The organism is Stutzerimonas kunmingensis (assembly GCF_014764705.1).
In the GTDB taxonomy this organism is placed as follows: Bacteria; Pseudomonadota; Gammaproteobacteria; order Pseudomonadales; family Pseudomonadaceae; genus Stutzerimonas.
Genome location: NZ_JACXXG010000007.1, coordinates 68404 through 85315 on the forward strand (window position 1 = coordinate 68404; position 16912 = coordinate 85315).

Genomic DNA, 16912 nt, shown 5'->3' on the forward strand with positions numbered 1-16912 from the left:
TAGCGCGCGACCGCTCAGTTGTGCCCATCATGCAGCAGCAGTCGCTCGGCCTGGGCACCGAGCTGCTCGAGCAGCATCGCCTGCGCCGGTAGCAGCTGCTCGTGAACACGGGTCAACGCATAGACCGGCACGCTGATGGCCGGCTCGAGCAGACGAGCCTGTACCTCGCCGCCAGTAGCCGCCAGCGCGGTGAACGGGTCGACCAGCGCCACGCCCTGCCCCGCGGACACCAGCTGTCGCGCTAGCTGATAGGTCTGTACCCAGGTAACGACGCGCGGCGGCGGATCGAGCTCCTCGATGTGGCCGCGCAACAGGCTGCCCAGCGCATCGCGGGCGTCGATGCCGATCAGCGCTTTACCCGCCAAGGCCTGCAGGCGCAGCGGGCGGTGCAGTTCATCCGGCTGCCACCAACCAGGCGGCGCGATCACGTGCATGCGTCCCTCGGACAATAGCCGGCTGCTCAGTCCCGGATGCTCCACCGCCTGTGACGTCAGCCCGAGATCGGCTTCACGCAGCAACAGCGCTTCGACGATTTCCGCCGTGTGCTGCGTCGCGAGCTGACAGACCGTACGTGGAAATCGCTCGCGCCAGGTGCGCAACGCCTGTGGCAGCAGCGCCTGAGCCAGCGCCGGCGTGCAGATCAGGCGCAACGCGCACTCCTCGCCCCGGCCGAGGCTGTCTGCAAGCCGCCGCAGATTCTGCAGGTCGATAGCCAGGCGTTCGGTCTGCTGCTGCAGCACCCGCGCCTCGGCAGTGGGCTGCAGCTTGCCCCGCACCCGGTCGAACAGCGCAAAGCCCAGTTGCTGCTCGGCATGCTTGAGAATCTTGCTCGCCGCCGGCTGGGAGATATGCAGCAGCTCGGCCGCGGCCGTCAGGCTGCCAGTTTGCAGGATCGCCTGGAACAGTTCGATATGACGCAGCCGCATGCATGTCCCTCCTTCAGTCGATCGAGCATAACCGCAGGTTATGGGAGCGCTCCATCCTTTCATTGGCCGCCTCGCTGGCACGCGGCCTAGGCTGCGCTGATCGAGTCGGAGGAGCAGTTGCATGCGGGTAGCAGTCATCGGCGCAGGCGTTATCGGGCTTGCCACAGCCTATTCACTGGTGCGCCAGGGGCACTGTGTCGAGCTGATCGAAGGGCGCGACGATGTCGCCTTGGAAACCAGCTTCGCCAATGGCGGGCAGCTCAGCTATCGCTACGTTTCGCCCCTGGCCGATACCGGCGTGCCGCTGCAGGCGATTGGCTGGATGCTGCGCGGAGCCGATGCCCCGTTGCGTTTCCGACCGCAGGCGAGCCTGCATCAGTGGCGCTGGTGCCTGCAGTTCCTGCTGGCGTGCCGGCGTTCGGTCAACCGGCGCAACGCGGCTCACTTGCTGCGGCTCGCCCTGCACAGCCAGCAGATCCTGCGCAGCTGGCGCGAGCAGGACCAGCTGGACGGCTTCGCCTGGCGCGCCAACGGCAAACTGGTGATCTATCGCGATCAACACAGCCTGCACAAGGGCGCAGCGGCCATCGACGACGAATCAGGGCAGCGGCTGCTGGACGCCGCGCAATGCGTCGACGTCGAGCCGGCGCTGACGCCGTTGGCGTCATCGCTGCACGGCGGCATCTATTCGCCCGGCGACGAGGTTGCCGACTGCCATCTGTTCTGCACCGAACTGCTGCGGCGACTGCGGGCATCGCCTGCGTTTCTCCTGCATACCGGCCAATCGGTAAGCGCATTGCGCACCGAAGGCAAGCGGGTCCGCGCGGTCATGCTCGGGCGCGATGAAGTCGCCATCGACCATCTGGTAGTGGCGGCCGGCACCGGCAGCGTCGGGCTGCTTCGGCCACTGGGTATCGACCTGCCGATCTACCCGCTCAAGGGCTACAGCCTGACCGTTGCGCTGGCCGACCAGGACCGCGTGCCGCAAACCAACGTCACCGACTACGACAACAAGGTCGTCTACGCCCGCCTCGATGACCAGCTGCGCGTCGCGGCGATGGTGGATATCGCCGGCTGGGACGCGGGGCTCGACCAGCAGCGCATCGCCACCCTGCAACGTCTGGCTGGCGCGACCTTCCCCGGGGCCGGCGACTACCAACACGCGCGGCAGTGGGCGGGCCTGCGCCCAGCCACGCCCCAGGGCACGCCACTGCTTGGCCGCAGCAATTTCGACAATCTCTGGCTCAACGTCGGCCACGGCAGCCTCGGCTTCACCCTGGCCTGTGGCAGCGCCGACCTGCTCGCCAGCGTAATCGCCGGATCACCACCCGCTGTCTCCCTGGACGGCTTGAGCCTGCCCGCCTGACCACTCAAAGAGGAAACCGATATGCCCGTTCAACGCATCGAGAGCAATCCGCGAATGTCCGCCGCAGTCGTTCATGCAGACCTTGTGTTCCTCGCCGGCCAGGTGCCGGACGACCGCAGCCTGGATGCCGCAGGACAGAGCCGCGAGGTGCTGGCGAAGATCGACCGGCTGCTGGCCGCCGCCGGCTCCAGTCGCGAAAACCTGCTCAGCGCGCAGATCTGGCTGAAGGACATCGACGCCGACTTCGCCGCCATGAACGAGGTCTGGAGCGACTGGCTGCCAGCAGGCTGCGCACCGGCACGGGCGACGGTACAGGCGCGCCTGGCCTCCCCCGAGGTGCTGGTCGAGATCATGGTGATCGCCGCGCGCGCCTGACTACAGCGGTCTATCGTTCCTGCGCCGGCGACACCGCAGTGCAACTACCCAAAATACGAACAAAAGAGGGAACCGCAATGAACCATCAGATCCGTAACAGCCTGCTGGGCATCACCCTGGCCGGCGCACTCGCCAGCGCATTGGCAAGCACCAGCGTGCTGGCGCAGGAGCGCTTCGTCACCATCGGCACCGGCGGGCAGACCGGCGTGTATTACACCGCCGGCCAGTCGGTGTGCCGCTTCCTCAATCGTGCCGAGGTGAAGCCCGCCATCAAATGCAACGCACCCTCGACTGCGGGCAGCGTGACCAACATCGTGTCGTTGCACAAAGGCGAGTACGACTTCGGCTTCATCCAGTCCGACCATCAGCACAAGGCGCTGCAGGGCCTGGCGCCCTTCGACAAGGAGGGCGCCGTCGAACTGCGCGCGGTGTTCTCATTGCAGTCGGAGATTCTCACCGTGGTCGTTCGCAACGACAGCGGCATCACCGATCTGGCCGGACTCGAAGGCAAGCGGGTGAACATCGGCGTGCCCGGCTCGGGCAGTCGCGACACTTTCGAGGAGGTCATGCAGGCCAAGGGCTGGACTAACGCCAGCTTCGCCCTGGCCGCGGAACTCAAACCGGCGGAAATGGCTTCCGCCTTGGGTGACAACAACCTTGACGCCATCACCTATGTGGTCGGCCATCCGAGCGGTGCGATCCAGGAAGCCTTGACCAATGTAAAGGCCAGGATCATTCCCGTGCAGGGCGCCGAGATCGACAGCCTGCTGGCCAAGGCCGATTACTACAGCGCCGTGGAAATCCCCGCAGGGCTCTACCCGGGCGTGGAAGGCGCCATTCCATCGATCGGCGGCAAGGCCGTGCTGGCGACCACCAGCAAGACCGACCCGGAGGTGGTCTATCAGCTGGTCAAGTCGGTATTCGACAACCTCGACAGGTTCAAGCGCCTGCATCCAGCCTTTGCCGATCTAAAGGCCGAAGACATGATTCGCGTCGGGCTGACTGCGCCGCTGCACGAGGGCGCCGAGCGTTATTACAAGGAGAAGCGCTGGCTGTAAGACACTGCCATCAGCGGGCGACAGCGCCCGCTGATGTACAGATTCAGAGCTCCACGGACAGACTTACGCTCAGGTTGCGCGGCTCACCCGGCATGACCCAGACATTGCTGTAGGAGCGCTCGTAGTAGGTAAGAAGCGTCCATCTTCTACTCTTGATGAAACGCGAGCAGTGCTCTCGCAGGCGATACGCTCCCGCAACTTTCCTAACATTAGAACAACCACGCAGATCGCTGGCGTTACGTACTAGGTCCAGATGGATCATCCTCCAGACCGCTGACGGAACTGACTTACTTATCAGTTTTTAATAGTTGCTTTCAATGCAGCCAAATCTTGATAGCCAGCCAGGCGATCCAGGAACTGACCGGTGTTGTAGTTCTTGGTTTGCTCCAGGGCCTTCTGTTGGTTCTGAGTGTTCTCATCGAACACTTTGCGAAAGCCGTCGAAGCCTGTACCGATACGGTCGCCCGCATCACGCATCAGGAGGTTTGCCCCGGTGAAGTTGGGTGCATCCACATTGCGCCAGGTGATCGCCATTATTTGACTCCGTTACGGTTAATGTAGCTGCCCACCGACTCATACGCACCGGCATTCGAAGCCACACGCGCACGCTGCCGATCTTCCAACTGAGAGTTGGTCAGCGTTCGTTGTGCGGCATAGTTCTGGTTGTACTGACGTTTGCTTTCGGCGAACTGTTCTTTGGCCAGGCCGTACTGCTTCATGCCCATGTAGGAATTACTGAGTGCGCTCAAGCCACTAATAGCCATACCACCCCATCCTTGCTGATGGGCACCAGTGTCCTTATTGGTATAACCCAACATGCTTTGCATGAACGAAGGGTCAGTTGTCATTGTTGACGGAACACCCCCACCACCAGAAGCAAGGGGATTGAATCCAGCAGAGTTCGCTACCTGCTGTTGCCACTCAACAGGGGCCAATGTGGAGAAATCGGTGGTTTGTGCTGGGGGGCTAGACGGAACTGCAATATTCTTCAGTGCGTTAAACCAGTCCATATTTAATCCTCGGAGGATGGGAACTGGCGCAGTTTAAGCTGGAAGTTATAAGCAACCAAAAGAAAAGGCCCCAACTAGGGGGCCGTTTAAAGAAGCCTTAGTACGTTGTACAGTGCGTCTGTCCGAAATAAGTACTGCAGTTCGTCTGTACAGGAACATTACTTGGTGGTGAAGTTCGCTGAACATTCTGACGGAAGCGCTGCTCCTCCATCTTGCGAACCTCTACTGCTTGGGCGAGCGTCTGGCAAATGGACTCAGACGCAATAATCTCCCGGCGAGCCTTGTTCGTATAAGCATCTAACTTTGCTTGGTCATAATTTACCCCGGCTGTATTGCTTCGAGCGAAGTAATAAGCCGCTGCAGCAGTCTGGTTATCAACCAGTCCTGCCTTGCTGCACTCTTCAGCACTAACCTGCAGTGCTGCTGTCTGGATATACCCATTCTCGTTGAGGTTCGACTGCATCATCGAGCCACATCCAGACAGAAGCCCTACTCCCAGCACCAACGCTATCCACCGCATGCCATCATCTCCTTGGCAGTTCAAGGCGCATAGCGTAGCTGATGGCCATTACTTTGACATCTACCCTCAGATAAATTCTTCGTCAGAGCTTAATAGCGGGGAAGCTTCAAGCTCTACGCCATGAACAAGCTGAACTCCATCTTGGAATCGGCTGTAGCTGACAACTATCGATGAAACTCTCTGATGGATCTGGACATTCCCCGTCCCAAGGAAAAGACCATCGATCCATTCACTCAGGAAGAGGCTGATCTGATCATCGACAAGCTGTATGCCACCGAACACTGGCCAAGCGGTATTTACGCTGCCTTCTTCGAGTTCGCTTTCTACACAGGCATGCGCCTGGGCGAGATCGCTGCACTGCAGTGGGGTTCCGTCGAGCTGGAGAAGCGTCGTGTGCTGGTTCGTCGTACGGTTGCCCTCAAGAAGGATCGGTACGTGCTGCTCAATGACCGGGCTGTGCATGCCCTGGAGTTTGCCAAGGCATACGCCGAACTGCGAGTCAGTAGCAAGACAGGACGCATCAAAGAGTTTCCCTTCTGCTTCCCTCCCAGCAAAGGTCAGCAGTTCATCCAACAGACGAGTGACCTGCATCATCAGTGGCGTCCGAGTCTGAAGGCGCTGGGTATTCGTTACCGTCCTCCGTACAATGCGCGCCACACGTACGCAACCATGTGCCTGATGGCCGGGATGACCCCTGCCTTCATCGCCAAACAGCTGGGTCACTCGTTACAAATTCTCCTCTCTCGGTACGCTCGCTGGATCGATGGCGAAGGGGATTGGAACGAGATGGGAAAATTGAAAATTGCCCCGAAATTGGCCCGAAGCGAAACCTAACCCTCTGAAACCCCCGAGATAGAGCACCTTGATTTCTACCGCCAACATCACCATGCAGTTTGGTGCCAAGCCGCTGTTCGAAAACGTTTCCGTCAAGTTCGGCGGTGGCAACCGCTACGGTCTGATCGGCGCCAATGGCTGCGGCAAGTCGACCTTCATGAAGATCCTCGGTGGCGATCTGGAACCGTCCGCCGGCCAGGTGATGCTCGAGCCGAACTTGCGCCTGGGCAAGCTGCGCCAGGATCAGTTCGCTTACGAAGAATTCAACGTGATCGACACCGTGATCATGGGCCACGAAGAGCTGTGGAAGGTCAAGGCTGAGCGCGACCGCATCTATTCGCTGCCGGAAATGAGCGAAGAGGATGGAATGAAAGTCGGCGAACTCGAAGGTGAGTTCGCCGAAATGGACGGCTACACCGCCGAATCTCGTGCCGGAGAACTGCTGCTTGGCCTGGGTATTCCGCTGGAACAGCACTTCGGCCCGATGAGCGAAGTCGCTCCCGGCTGGAAGCTGCGTGTGCTGCTGGCCCAGGCGCTGTTTTCCGATCCGGATGTGCTGCTGCTGGACGAACCGACCAACCACCTGGACATCAACACCATCCGCTGGCTGGAAACGATCCTCACGGCGCGTAACAGCACCATGATCATCATTTCCCACGACCGCCACTTCCTGAACTCGGTCTGCACCCACATGGCGGACCTGGATTACGGCGAGCTGCGCCTGTTCCCAGGTAACTACGACGAGTACATGACCGCGGCGACCCAGTCGCGCGAGCAGCTGCTGTCGGACAACGCCAAGAAGAAGGCGCAGATCGCCGAACTGCAGACCTTCGTCAGCCGCTTCTCGGCCAACGCCTCCAAGGCCAAGCAGGCTACCAGCCGCGCCAAGCAGATCGACAAGATCCAGCTGGCCGAGGTCAAACCGTCCAGCCGTATCAGCCCGTTCATTCGCTTTGAGCAGACCAAGAAACTGCACCGCCAGGCAGTGACTGTCGAGCGCCTGTCCAAGGGCTTCGACGACAAGGAACTGTTCAAGAACTTCAGCTTCACCGTCGAGGCCGGCGAGCGCGTGGCGATCATCGGCCCGAACGGCATCGGCAAGACCACCCTGCTGCGCACCCTGGTTGGCGAACTGACCCCGGACAGCGGCAGCGTCAAATGGACCGAAAGCGCCGAATACGGCTATTACGCCCAGGACCATGCCCATGACTTCGAGGATGACGTCAGTCTGTTCGACTGGATGGGTCAGTGGACCCAAGGCGGCGAGCAGCTGGTGCGCGGCACCCTCGGCCGCATGCTGTTCTCCAACGACGAGATCCTCAAGTCGGTGAAGGTCATCTCGGGTGGCGAACAGGGCCGCATGCTGTTCGGCAAGCTGATCCTGCAGAAGCCCAACGTGCTGGTGATGGACGAACCGACCAACCACCTCGACATGGAATCCATCGAGGCACTGAACCTGGCGCTGGAGAACTACCCGGGCACGCTGATCTTCGTCAGCCACGACCGTGAATTCGTCAGCTCGCTGGCGACCCGCATCATCGAGCTGTCGGAGAACGGCGTGACCGACTTCAGCGGCAGCTACGACGACTACCTGCGCAGCCAGGGCGTAATCGTCTGATCCTCACCCTGCCCGCGTATCGCAGCGCCTTCATCGAGGGCGCTGCAGATTCATAGGCAACTCCCGGTAACGCGCGGCGCGGTGCTTCAGCTAGGTAAAGCGCATGCCGAGAAAGTCCAGCAGCAGCGCGTTCACCCTCCCCGCCTGCTCGTTCTGAATCCAGTGGCCGCACGGCGCCAGTTCGTGCCGTTCCAGATCCGGCACCCATTCCGGCATCTTCTTCAGCGTGTAGGCCTCGAGCTCACCAACCGGGTCATGATCGCCGATCAAAAACATGGTCGGCTGCGTGATCTTGCGCCCCTGCAGCGGCTCGGTAACCTGCCAGTTGCGTTCGAAGTTGCGATACCAGTTCAGCGCACCGCGAAAACCGTGCTCGGCGAACGTCTGCCGATACACCGCCAGATCGTCTTCTGAGCACCAGTCGGGCAACGGTCCCGGTTGCATGTCGTCCTCGAACAAGGTGCCGTCGGCAGGCTTGTTCTGCAGCAACAGGTTCCTTTCCTGGTAATACATCAACAGGCGCAGGGTACGATCAATGTCGGCATCCAGTTCACGCTCGGCGCGACCGGGCTGCTGGAAATAGAGGATGTAGTTGAATCGATCACCGCTGGCTTCGCGCATAATTTCGGTCGCGGGCCGCCGCGGTCTTCCGGCGAAGGGCACCGACATGGTCACCAGCGCGGTGACCCGCTCCGGCTCCAGCAACGCGAGATGCCAGGCGACCATTGCGCCCCAGTCGTGCCCGATTAGCGCCACCTGCCGGTGACCGAAATGATCCATGGCCGCACGAACGTCCTCACACAGCGTCAGCACATCGTAGGCCGAGACGTCCACTGGCGCGCCGCTGAGCCCGTAGCCACGCATCTCGGGAACGAACACGCGATAACCAGCCGCCACCAGTGAATCGATCTGATTGCGCCAGGAATACCAACACTCGGGGAAGCCATGCAGCAGCCAAACAGGCCTGCCCTCTTCGGGTCCGGCGCTATAAAGGCTGAGGGATATACCGTTCAGGTCGAGCTGGAAATGGTCCGCAGTACTGTTCATGAGGCCTCCTGACTGGAGGCCTCACTATGGCAAAGCCAGGCGCGCGCGTGCGCTGTATCAGTAAGGCGAAGGCCGCGACATCGCGCCGATTGATCAGCCCTGGGCGCTGGCCCAGTCGATCAGCCCGAACTGCCAGGTAGCCAGAATCAGCAGGCCGAAGCCGATCCGGTACCAGGCGAATGCGGCGTAGCTGTGATTGCCGATGAACTTGAGCAGCGCCCGCACGGCAAGCATCGCGAAGATGAACGAGGTGACGAATCCGACCGCGAACACGGCGAAATCGCCCGGCTGAAAGAGCTCGCGGTACTTGTATCCGGAGTAGACCGCCGCACCGACCATGGTCGGCATAGCCAGAAAGAACGAGAACTCGGTAGCCGCCTTACGCGACAGGCCGAACAGCAGGCCGCCAATGATGGTCGAGCCTGACCGCGATGTGCCGGGCACCAGTGCCAGGCACTGAGCGAAGCCGACTTTCAGCGCCAGCGCCCAGTTCATGTCATCAACGGTTTCGGCACGAATGGTGTGATCACGCCGTTCGGCCCAGAGCATCACGACACCGCCGATCACTAGCGCGGTGGCTACGGTGATGGGGTTGAACAGGTATTCGTGGATCAGGTCGGCAAAAGCGACACCGAGGACAACTGCAGGCATGAAGGCGATCAGCAGGTTCAAGGTGAACTTCTGTGCCTGAGACTCCTTGGGCAGGCCAATCACTACGTCCAGGATCTTGCGCCGATACTCCCAGATCACCGCGAGAATTGCCCCGAGCTGAATGATGATGTTGAAGGCCAGCGCCCGCTCGCCACCAAAACCGATCAGGTCAGCAACAATGATCTGGTGACCGGTACTGGATACCGGCAGAAACTCGGTTACACCCTCGACCACGCCCAGAATCAACGCCTGAATCGCAACCCAAAGATCCATCTATTCCCCTAAAGCGATGCAGCCCATCGCGACTCAATGCAACCAAGGTATATGTCAGAAAGCCATCTGGCCGGCTGTTCTGACTCGTTCGAGAGAACTAAATTCCTCTGCAAACGAAACGGGGCTCATTTTTAGCCACGGGCGGCCGAAAAGCTACACAGGGTGCCGCGAAACGACCGCATTCAGAAGGTCGACAGCGGCGCGACAGACCCACCGATCAGCCAGAACAAAACGATAAGAAAGTCCATCAGGAGCCCTATTCATGAATCTGCTGCGCAACGTTCCCATTAGCAAGCGCCTCTGGCTGATCCCCGTGGTCGCCGTCGTCATGCTGTTCATCCTCGGCATGCTGATGATTCAGCAGGTCCGCTCCGACTTGTATCGTGGCAAGCAGGACGCAACTCGGAACATAGTCGAGGCTGCATCCGGCGTGCTCGAGTACTACCGGGCACAGGAGACCAGTGGCGCCATGACCACGAGCGAAGCACAGAAGGCGGCCATGGAGCAGATCCGCCTGCTGCGCTACGACGGTCAGGACTATTACTGGATCAACGACCTCGGCCCGACCATGATCATGCATCCGATGCAGCCGAAGCTGGACGGCCAGGATCTGTCGAAGATCAAGGATCCGGAAGGCAAGGAACTGTTCAACGAGATGGTCAAGATCGCCCAGCGGGACGGGGCTGGTCTGGTCGACTACATGTGGGCCAAGCCCGGTGAGGCAGATCCGGTGCCGAAGATCTCCTACGTGCAGTTGTTCAAGCCTTGGGGCTGGATCATCGGCTCGGGCATCTACGTGGACGATGTCGAACAGGAATTCTGGAACTATCTGACTCGTTTCTCCCTGATCGGCCTGTTTATCTCGGCAATCATGGCCGTGCTGGTGGCGATCCTGATCCGCAGCATCGTGCGTCCCCTGCGCCACACCATGTCGGCGATGGCGAATATCGCCAGTGGCGAAGCCGATCTGACGCGTACTCTGGACGTATCCGGCAACGACGAGCTGAGCACCCTTGGCCGTGACTTCAACCGCTTCACCCAAAAACTGCGCACCGTGGTCGGTCAGCTGTTCGAGACAGCCGGCGCGCTGGACCAATCCTCCCGTTCGCTGAGCCAGCTTTCCGGTCAGGCCCATGAGCAGAGCCAGCAGCAGATGCTGCAAATGGAGCAGGTCGCCACCGCCGTCAACGAAGTCACCTACGCCGTACAGGAAGTCGCGAAGAACGCCGAGCATGCCTCCAGCGAAGTCGGCAACGCCGAAAATCAGGCGGGCCAGGGTCAGCGCAATATCGAAACGAGCCTGCAGCAGATCGACGAGCTTTCCGCGACCATCGGCCAGGCCGTCGACGTGATTCAGTCACTGGCTGATCAAACCACCAAGATCGGTTCGGTACTGGAAGTGATCGGCTCGATCGCCGAGCAGACCAACCTGCTCGCGCTCAATGCCGCGATCGAAGCTGCCCGAGCCGGTGAACAGGGCCGCGGTTTCGCCGTGGTGGCCGACGAAGTTCGTCTGCTGGCGCAGCGTACGCAGCAATCGACTGCCGAGATACATAGCATGATCGAACGCCTGCAGAAGAACTCCGGCGCTGCGGTAAACGTGATCATGGAAAGCAATCGCGCCTCCCAGCTCACCGTAGAGCAAGCCAGCCAGGCCGGCGAGAGCCTTGGCGAAATTGCCCAGGCGCTGCGCAACCTCTCAGGCCTGAACGCATCCATCGCCAGTGCCACGCTGCAACAGTCCCACGTGGTCGAGGACATCAACCAGAACGTGACCCAGGCGGCCGGGCTGGCGCAGGAAAGCACCCTGGCTGCCGAGCAGTCCAGTGAAGCTGGTAAGCGCCTTGGCGAACTCGCCGATCAGCTGAATCGTCTGCTGAGCCAGTTCAAGGTCTGATAAACCCTTTGCCTGCGGCCCGCCAGATGAGCAGGCCGCAGGCACTTCGACGAAGCAGGCGCCCCGCCCCATGCTCCATCGCGGAGCACGCCCTTAGAGATTCGATACATTTCCCGTCGCGACAGGTTGTCGCACGGAATTTTTTTGCGTCCCGCGCCGATTCCCTCACGCTGTGCATGGCGTTGCGAAGTTTTTCAATATTTACAGGGAGTTAGCTCAAACGTACTAAGCCGCCTCGGCCAGGCGTCAACGTTATACTTTTGGCTAATTGCAAAGCCCTTCAAATTTTTTCGAACTCGCATGTGACTCGTCAGTCCTCTGGGTACATCAACTGCAATGTAAGGCCAACGCCAACGAGCTTGGCTGCAGGTATTTTGGGTATCACACAGAGAGACATGCCCCATGCACACCCCGCTGCGTATCAATGAAGCCCTTTTGATCACCGACCGCGCGTTCAAGCCCTTCCAGTGCGTTGCCTGGACGCTGCCCGAAGGCAACGGTGAAGTCAGCATCACCGTCGTCGACCGCGACGAGGCCCGTCTGCTAGGCCGCTGCAAGATGTCTAGCAGCGTGTTCACCGATCCCGTGAAGCTCGGCGAAACCCTGGAACAGACTCGCGCGCAGCTGAGCCGCGACGGCGCGCATCTGTCGCCCTGGCACATGCCAGAGTAACCATGGCTTGCAACGAACAAAGGCCTGCGGCGGTGCCCCAGGCCTTTGTTCATGTCCCGAATTCGGCTACGCCAACTGCTCTACTGATCCATTCGCGTGTTTGACGGTCTTAACAGCAACACGTGAAACAGGAGAAGCTCATGAAAGGTGCAGAAGCGTACGTCAACGATCAATGGCAAAGCTGCGGCCTCGCAGACCTTCCGCAAGACCCCGGCGCCCATACCGTGATACTGCACTTCATCGTGCCGCGAGATGCTCAGATGCCGGGCCTGATCACGCATATAGGCGAAATCGCACAGCGACACCTGAGCGATTTCTATGACGGTCGAGCCGTCAGTCACAAGCCCGCAACCGGCTCGGTGGTGGGCGACGGCAGCGGTGACGGAATTAACCTGGAATTCGAGATAGCAGCCGCGCGCTGACCCTGGTGGACGTCGGCGTCAGCTAAAGCCGAGCTTGAAGAAATCGCACCGAGCGCCTGGAAGGACGATTCAAGATGACCCCCTTTGACATGCAGCGCATGCTTCTGCACGAATTTCCCTTGATGTTCGTCGCCAAAGTGGCGTTGCGGGCATTGCTGGCCTTCGTCGCCGTGTTCGTCTTTCTCAAGGTCAGCGGCCGTCGCGGCATTCGCCAGCTTTCGGTGTTCGAGCTGGTGATTATCCTGACCCTCGGCTCCGCCGCGGGCGACGTTTCATTCTACGAAGACGTGCCGTTGCTGCCGGTCGCAGCGGTGTTCGCCACCCTGCTGGCGCTGTACCGCCTCACAGTGTTCTTCATGAATCGCAGCCCGCGATTCGAAGCCTGGCTCGAAGGCCGTCCCGTCACCATTATTCGCGATGGCATCTATGAGCTGCGTAGCCTCGATAGCCTGAACATTTCTGCCGATGAGTTCTTCATGGAGCTGCGCCAGCAAGGGGTCGAGCACCTCGGCCAGGTAAGGCTCGGCATTCTCGAGAACGATGGCAACGTCAGCCTGTTCTTCCATGAGGACCACGCGGTACGCCCTGGATTGTCCGTCCTCCCGCCGGAATACCGACCGGTCTTCCGCCAGGTTCCGGCGGCCGGTATGTACGCCTGCAGCCGCTGCGGTTTTCCCCAGGCGCTGGAGAGCCAGCAAAGCCAACAATGCCCGCGGTGTTCCAATCCAACCTGGTCCAAGGCGCTTTCCACACAGAGATCGCGCTGATACACGGTCAGAACCGCCATCCTGCTGGCCGGTCAGTTGTTAGAGGCGCCGGAATTCGCTTCCTGGATACGCCTTTTCTACTCACTGCTGCAGGAGCACACCATGCTTGGCGACTATTCATCGATCAACGATCACCTCGACACCGCGCGCAAACATGCCGATCAGGCTGAAACCGAAGCCAAACCCGAGCTCTATCGCGAAGCCATCGACGAGCTGGTTGCAGCCATTCGATTGCTGATGCGAAACAGCAACGAAAAGGACAGTTGAGCCCATCCAAAAGCCTCGCCGGTAGCTACCCCGGCGAGGCCATAGCGGGAACGGTCATACATGCGCAACGACACCCTGATGGACGACCCGGTGCCCCTGGCCGAGGGCACTCGCCCCGTTCCTGCCGATGAGACCGGCGACACCGGTACGCTGCTGTGCCCAACACTGCCGCCGGACCTGCATTACGTCGATGATTCCCAGCCAGGCATCCGCCGCAGGCGACTGCGCGGCAAGTTCGTCTACTTCGAGCCGAACGGCGAGCGCATTCGCGACGAGGAGGAAATTCGTCGCATCAACAAGCTGGCGATTCCACCCGCTTATCGTGACGTATGGATATGCCCGGATGCTCAAGGGCATCTTCAGGCGACCGGGCGCGACGCCCGTGGACGCAAGCAATACCGCTATCACACGCGTTGGAGAGAGATTCGCGACAGCGACAAGTACGAACGAATGCTCGAGTTCGGTGAAGCCTTGCCGAAACTGCGCCGCGATCTGGAAAAACACCTGGCTAGACCCGGCATGGCGCGTGAGAAGGTCATGGCCCTGGTGGTCATGTTGCTGGAGTCGACCCTGATCCGGATCGGCAACTCGCGCTATGCGAGGGACAACCGATCCTACGGGCTGACGACCCTGCGTACGCGTCACGTGGATGTCAAAGGAACCTCGATCCGCTTCCACTTTCGAGGCAAGAGCGGCGTGGAGCACGAAGTCACCCTGCGCGACCGTCGGCTGGCCAGGCTGATGCGCAGCTGCATGGAGCTGCCGGGCCAGCAGCTGTTTCAGTACCTGGATGAAGATGGTCAGCGCCGCGCGGTCAGCTCCAACGACGTGAACCTTTATCTTCGCGAGATGACCGGCCGCGACTTCACTGCCAAGGACTATCGCACCTGGGCCGGAAGCGCGCTGGCACTGGAACGGCTACGCAAGCTGGACGCATCCACGGAAGCCGTCGCCAAGCAGAATCTGGTCGAGACGGTGAAGCAGGTCGCCAGCCAGCTGGGCAACACCCCTGCGGTCTGCCGCCAGTGCTACATCCACCCGGCGATTCTGCAAGCCTTCAGCGCAGGCGAGCTGGCTGATGTGCGCGCCGCGCGCAAACGCAAGTGGCTCAGCTCCGAAGAGGTCGCGTTGCTGGCTTTTCTCCGCAAAGCGGCGGGCTGAAGCGCTAGTGCTGATGCAGGGTGACGCGATTGCGACCGGCCGCCTTCGAGGCATAGAGCGCCGAATCGGCCCATTCGATCAGTTGCGCATGACTGTGGGTGGGGACGCTGAGGTCCGCAACACCCAGACTGATGGTGAAGCGAATGCGGTGCTGCTCGTGCTGAACCTCGCGGCTCTCTACCGCATGCCGCAAGCGTTCCGCAAAGGTCATCGCACCCTGTTTGTCGGTATCCGGTAGCAGTACCACGAACTCTTCACCGCCGTAGCGGCCAGCCACGTCCGAATCACGCAGATTCTCGCGAATCAGCTCCGCGACCTGTTGAATCACGGTATCGCCTACCTGATGTCCATAGGTATCGTTGATCGCCTTGAAGTGGTCGATATCGAACATGACCAAAGCCGCCTGGCTGTCATAGCGGCGATGACGGGCGTAATCCAGGCGGAGCATCTCTTCCCAGTGTCCGCGGTTGTAGAGCCCAGTCAGCCGGTCAGTGCTGGACAGGCGCTGCAACTCGGCATTCGCCGCCTGCAACTGGCGGCGGTTCACGGCGACATCGGTGACGTCATAGATGATCAGGCACACCTGGTCGATGCTGCCGTTGACGCCCTTGAGAGGCAGCAGCGTGGTGTTCTGGTACATGAAGTCTTCCAGCCCGGTGATCGGCTGGTAGTTCTTGAAGCGCAGCAGATAAGGGCGCTGCTCCCAGATGGTGAAAGATGGCGTACCGAGGGTCATCACGCTTTCCACCTTCCGGCGGAACCAGTCTTCATCGACTTCGGGAAACAGCGTGAAGAACGACCGATTGCGCGCATTCTCCGGCTGCAAGCCGGAACGGTTTTCCATGAAGGTGTTCCAGACCTCGACACGGTAGTCGCGGTCCAGCACGACGACGCCCACGTCGATGCTCTGGACGATCGCCAGCAACCAGTAAAGCTCGTTCAACTCGGCAGAATTGCTCATGCTCAATCCATCAGGTGGGCAAGCTTGCGCGTCAGCAGCTCGACCGAATCTTCCGTGAACAACAGCAGCAGGTCAAAGTGGATATCGTGCCCTTCCAGGCTGTAGCTGATTTCCACCGCCAGGGTCTTCTTCCATCGGGCACTATTGAGCCGGATCAGCTCGTCGATCGATGCGTGCTGCCCCAGCACCTGCGGGTGCCCCTGGGAAAACACCACTTCGATCTGCTCGGCGATTCCGCTGAGGCATGCGCTGATCAGCAGGCTCGACAGATCCAGGAGCATCTCCATCTCCAGGTAGTCCTGCCGCCGCATCAGACGTGCCATGTCGGCCACTTCGGAGTCATGGAACAGCAGCAGCGCCTCGCCTGCGATACCGCCACCGATGTAGCCCTGGCAGACGGCAGTCAACTTCTCGCCGCGCGCCGCATCGGCCAGCGCCATATGCAGCTCGCCGACTTCGAGAATATTTACATTGGGAATCGGCAACTGGATGAAGACACCCAGCACTCGCGCCAGGAGTGCGGCAGCCCGCCCCATGGCGATGTTGACCACCTCACGAAAGGTATCGCGAAAACCGATCTTTTCCCCGGCGACCCTAGCGATCAGAGGCGAGACATCATCCAGCAGGCCAAGGCTCGCCAGCGTCTGGTGCAGGTGCACCGGATCGGCGGGCTTCTTGATGAAGGCCAGCGCGCCGAGGGCCAGGACACGGCGCACGGCCTCATCCTGAATGTCAGCGGAGATCACGATGGTCTTGCACTGCAGCCGTTCTTCGCGCAGCTGCGCGAGGACCTGATAACCATCCAGCTCGGGCATGGTGAGGTCGAGCAAGAGGACGTCGACGCCACCCTCGCGAACCTGCTCCAACGCCTCGAGGCCGGTGGCCGCCTGACTGACGTCGACCGGCCAACCGGCGGGCAGCGCTTGCAGAAGCTGCTTGCGCGCCAGCGCGGAGTCATCGCAGATCAAGAGGGAAATGGCAGACATGTGGTACGAGCTCTCGTTGCCCGATTAACCTTGGCACGAGAGCTTATCGCAGGAAAGGCGCGCTGTGCGCACCATGAAGGCAAAATAGTGGCATTTCACCT

Annotated in this window: 19 protein-coding genes; 11 read left to right on the forward strand and 8 right to left on the reverse strand. The window is 60.5% G+C overall.

Annotated elements, in window-relative coordinates; genetic code table 11:
• Positions 1–14: 14 nt before the first annotated feature.
• Positions 15–926, reverse strand: coding sequence for a LysR family transcriptional regulator (locus IEG05_RS08300; protein ID WP_191121909.1), 912 nt, complete (start codon positions 924–926; stop codon positions 15–17).
• Between the two features lie 121 nt (positions 927–1047).
• Here IEG05_RS08300 and IEG05_RS08305 point away from each other — a divergent pair, with 121 nt between their 5' ends.
• From IEG05_RS08305 to IEG05_RS08315, 3 genes are all read left to right on the forward strand, one after another.
• Positions 1048–2292, forward strand: coding sequence for a D-amino acid dehydrogenase (locus IEG05_RS08305; protein WP_191121910.1), 1245 nt, complete (start codon positions 1048–1050; stop codon positions 2290–2292).
• A gap of 21 nt (positions 2293–2313) precedes the next feature.
• On the forward strand, positions 2314–2667 hold the full coding sequence (locus IEG05_RS08310; RefSeq protein ID WP_014820160.1) for a RidA family protein: 354 nt from the start codon (positions 2314–2316) through the stop codon (positions 2665–2667).
• A 77-nt stretch (positions 2668–2744) separates the two neighbouring features.
• Positions 2745–3725, forward strand: a complete 981-nt coding sequence (locus tag IEG05_RS08315) for a TAXI family TRAP transporter solute-binding subunit (RefSeq protein ID WP_191121911.1) — start codon at positions 2745–2747, stop codon at positions 3723–3725.
• A gap of 294 nt (positions 3726–4019) precedes the next feature.
• Here the strand turns inward: IEG05_RS08315 and IEG05_RS08320 are convergent, their stop codons facing one another.
• From IEG05_RS08320 to IEG05_RS08330, 3 genes are all read right to left on the reverse strand, one after another.
• Positions 4020–4259 carry a hypothetical protein gene (locus IEG05_RS08320; protein ID WP_191121912.1) on the reverse strand — a complete coding sequence of 80 codons (240 nt, stop codon included), beginning with the start codon at positions 4257–4259 and terminating at the stop codon, positions 4020–4022.
• A complete protein-coding gene (locus tag IEG05_RS08325; RefSeq protein ID WP_191121913.1) occupies positions 4259–4735 on the reverse strand; it encodes a hypothetical protein in 477 nt (158 codons plus the stop codon). Before IEG05_RS08325 ends, IEG05_RS08320 begins: the two co-directional genes overlap by 1 nt.
• 97 nt (positions 4736–4832) lie before the next feature.
• Entirely contained in the window at positions 4833–5201 is a 369-nt protein-coding gene (locus tag IEG05_RS08330) for a hypothetical protein (RefSeq protein WP_191121914.1), read from the reverse strand.
• Between the two features lie 237 nt (positions 5202–5438).
• Between IEG05_RS08330 and IEG05_RS08335 the strand changes: the two genes are divergently transcribed.
• Positions 5439–6089: a tyrosine-type recombinase/integrase gene (locus IEG05_RS08335; protein ID WP_224742745.1), complete on the forward strand. Its 651-nt coding sequence runs from the start codon at positions 5439–5441 to the stop codon at positions 6087–6089.
• Positions 6090–6117: 28 nt separating this feature from the next.
• Positions 6118–7707: an ABC-F family ATPase gene (locus IEG05_RS08340; RefSeq protein WP_191121915.1), complete on the forward strand. Its 1590-nt coding sequence runs from the start codon at positions 6118–6120 to the stop codon at positions 7705–7707.
• Positions 7708–7797: 90 nt separating this feature from the next.
• Here IEG05_RS08340 and IEG05_RS08345 read toward each other — a convergent pair whose 3' ends face one another.
• Positions 7798–8754, reverse strand: a complete 957-nt coding sequence (locus IEG05_RS08345; protein ID WP_191121916.1) for an alpha/beta fold hydrolase — start codon at positions 8752–8754, stop codon at positions 7798–7800.
• Between the two features lie 93 nt (positions 8755–8847).
• A complete protein-coding gene (locus IEG05_RS08350) occupies positions 8848–9678 on the reverse strand; it encodes an undecaprenyl-diphosphate phosphatase (RefSeq protein ID WP_023445318.1) in 831 nt (276 codons plus the stop codon).
• A 262-nt stretch (positions 9679–9940) separates the two neighbouring features.
• On the opposite strand from IEG05_RS08350, the gene IEG05_RS08355 reads away from it, so the two are divergent.
• From IEG05_RS08355 to IEG05_RS08380, 6 genes are all read left to right on the forward strand, one after another.
• The gene (locus IEG05_RS08355; protein ID WP_191121917.1) at positions 9941–11575 is read left to right on the forward strand and encodes a methyl-accepting chemotaxis protein; all 1635 of its coding nucleotides are present in this window, start codon (positions 9941–9943) and stop codon (positions 11573–11575) included.
• Positions 11576–11977: 402 nt separating this feature from the next.
• Positions 11978–12247: a hypothetical protein gene (locus IEG05_RS08360; RefSeq protein ID WP_003300411.1), complete on the forward strand. Its 270-nt coding sequence runs from the start codon at positions 11978–11980 to the stop codon at positions 12245–12247.
• Positions 12248–12387: 140 nt separating this feature from the next.
• On the forward strand, positions 12388–12669 hold the full coding sequence (locus IEG05_RS08365; RefSeq protein ID WP_014820154.1) for a hypothetical protein: 282 nt from the start codon (positions 12388–12390) through the stop codon (positions 12667–12669).
• 74 nt (positions 12670–12743) lie between these two features.
• A complete protein-coding gene (locus IEG05_RS08370; protein ID WP_191121918.1) occupies positions 12744–13436 on the forward strand; it encodes a DUF421 domain-containing protein in 693 nt (230 codons plus the stop codon).
• 102 nt (positions 13437–13538) lie between these two features.
• On the forward strand, positions 13539–13703 hold the full coding sequence (locus IEG05_RS08375; protein WP_003300414.1) for a hypothetical protein: 165 nt from the start codon (positions 13539–13541) through the stop codon (positions 13701–13703).
• 60 nt (positions 13704–13763) lie between these two features.
• Positions 13764–14864: a DNA topoisomerase IB gene (locus IEG05_RS08380; RefSeq protein ID WP_041013739.1), complete on the forward strand. Its 1101-nt coding sequence runs from the start codon at positions 13764–13766 to the stop codon at positions 14862–14864.
• A 4-nt stretch (positions 14865–14868) separates the two neighbouring features.
• On the opposite strand, the gene IEG05_RS08385 is transcribed toward IEG05_RS08380, so the two are convergent.
• On the reverse strand, positions 14869–15825 hold the full coding sequence (locus IEG05_RS08385) for a sensor domain-containing diguanylate cyclase (protein ID WP_191121919.1): 957 nt from the start codon (positions 15823–15825) through the stop codon (positions 14869–14871).
• A 2-nt stretch (positions 15826–15827) separates the two neighbouring features.
• The gene (locus tag IEG05_RS08390; protein ID WP_023445313.1) at positions 15828–16811 is read right to left on the reverse strand and encodes a response regulator; all 984 of its coding nucleotides are present in this window, start codon (positions 16809–16811) and stop codon (positions 15828–15830) included.
• Positions 16812–16912 lie beyond the last annotated feature (101 nt).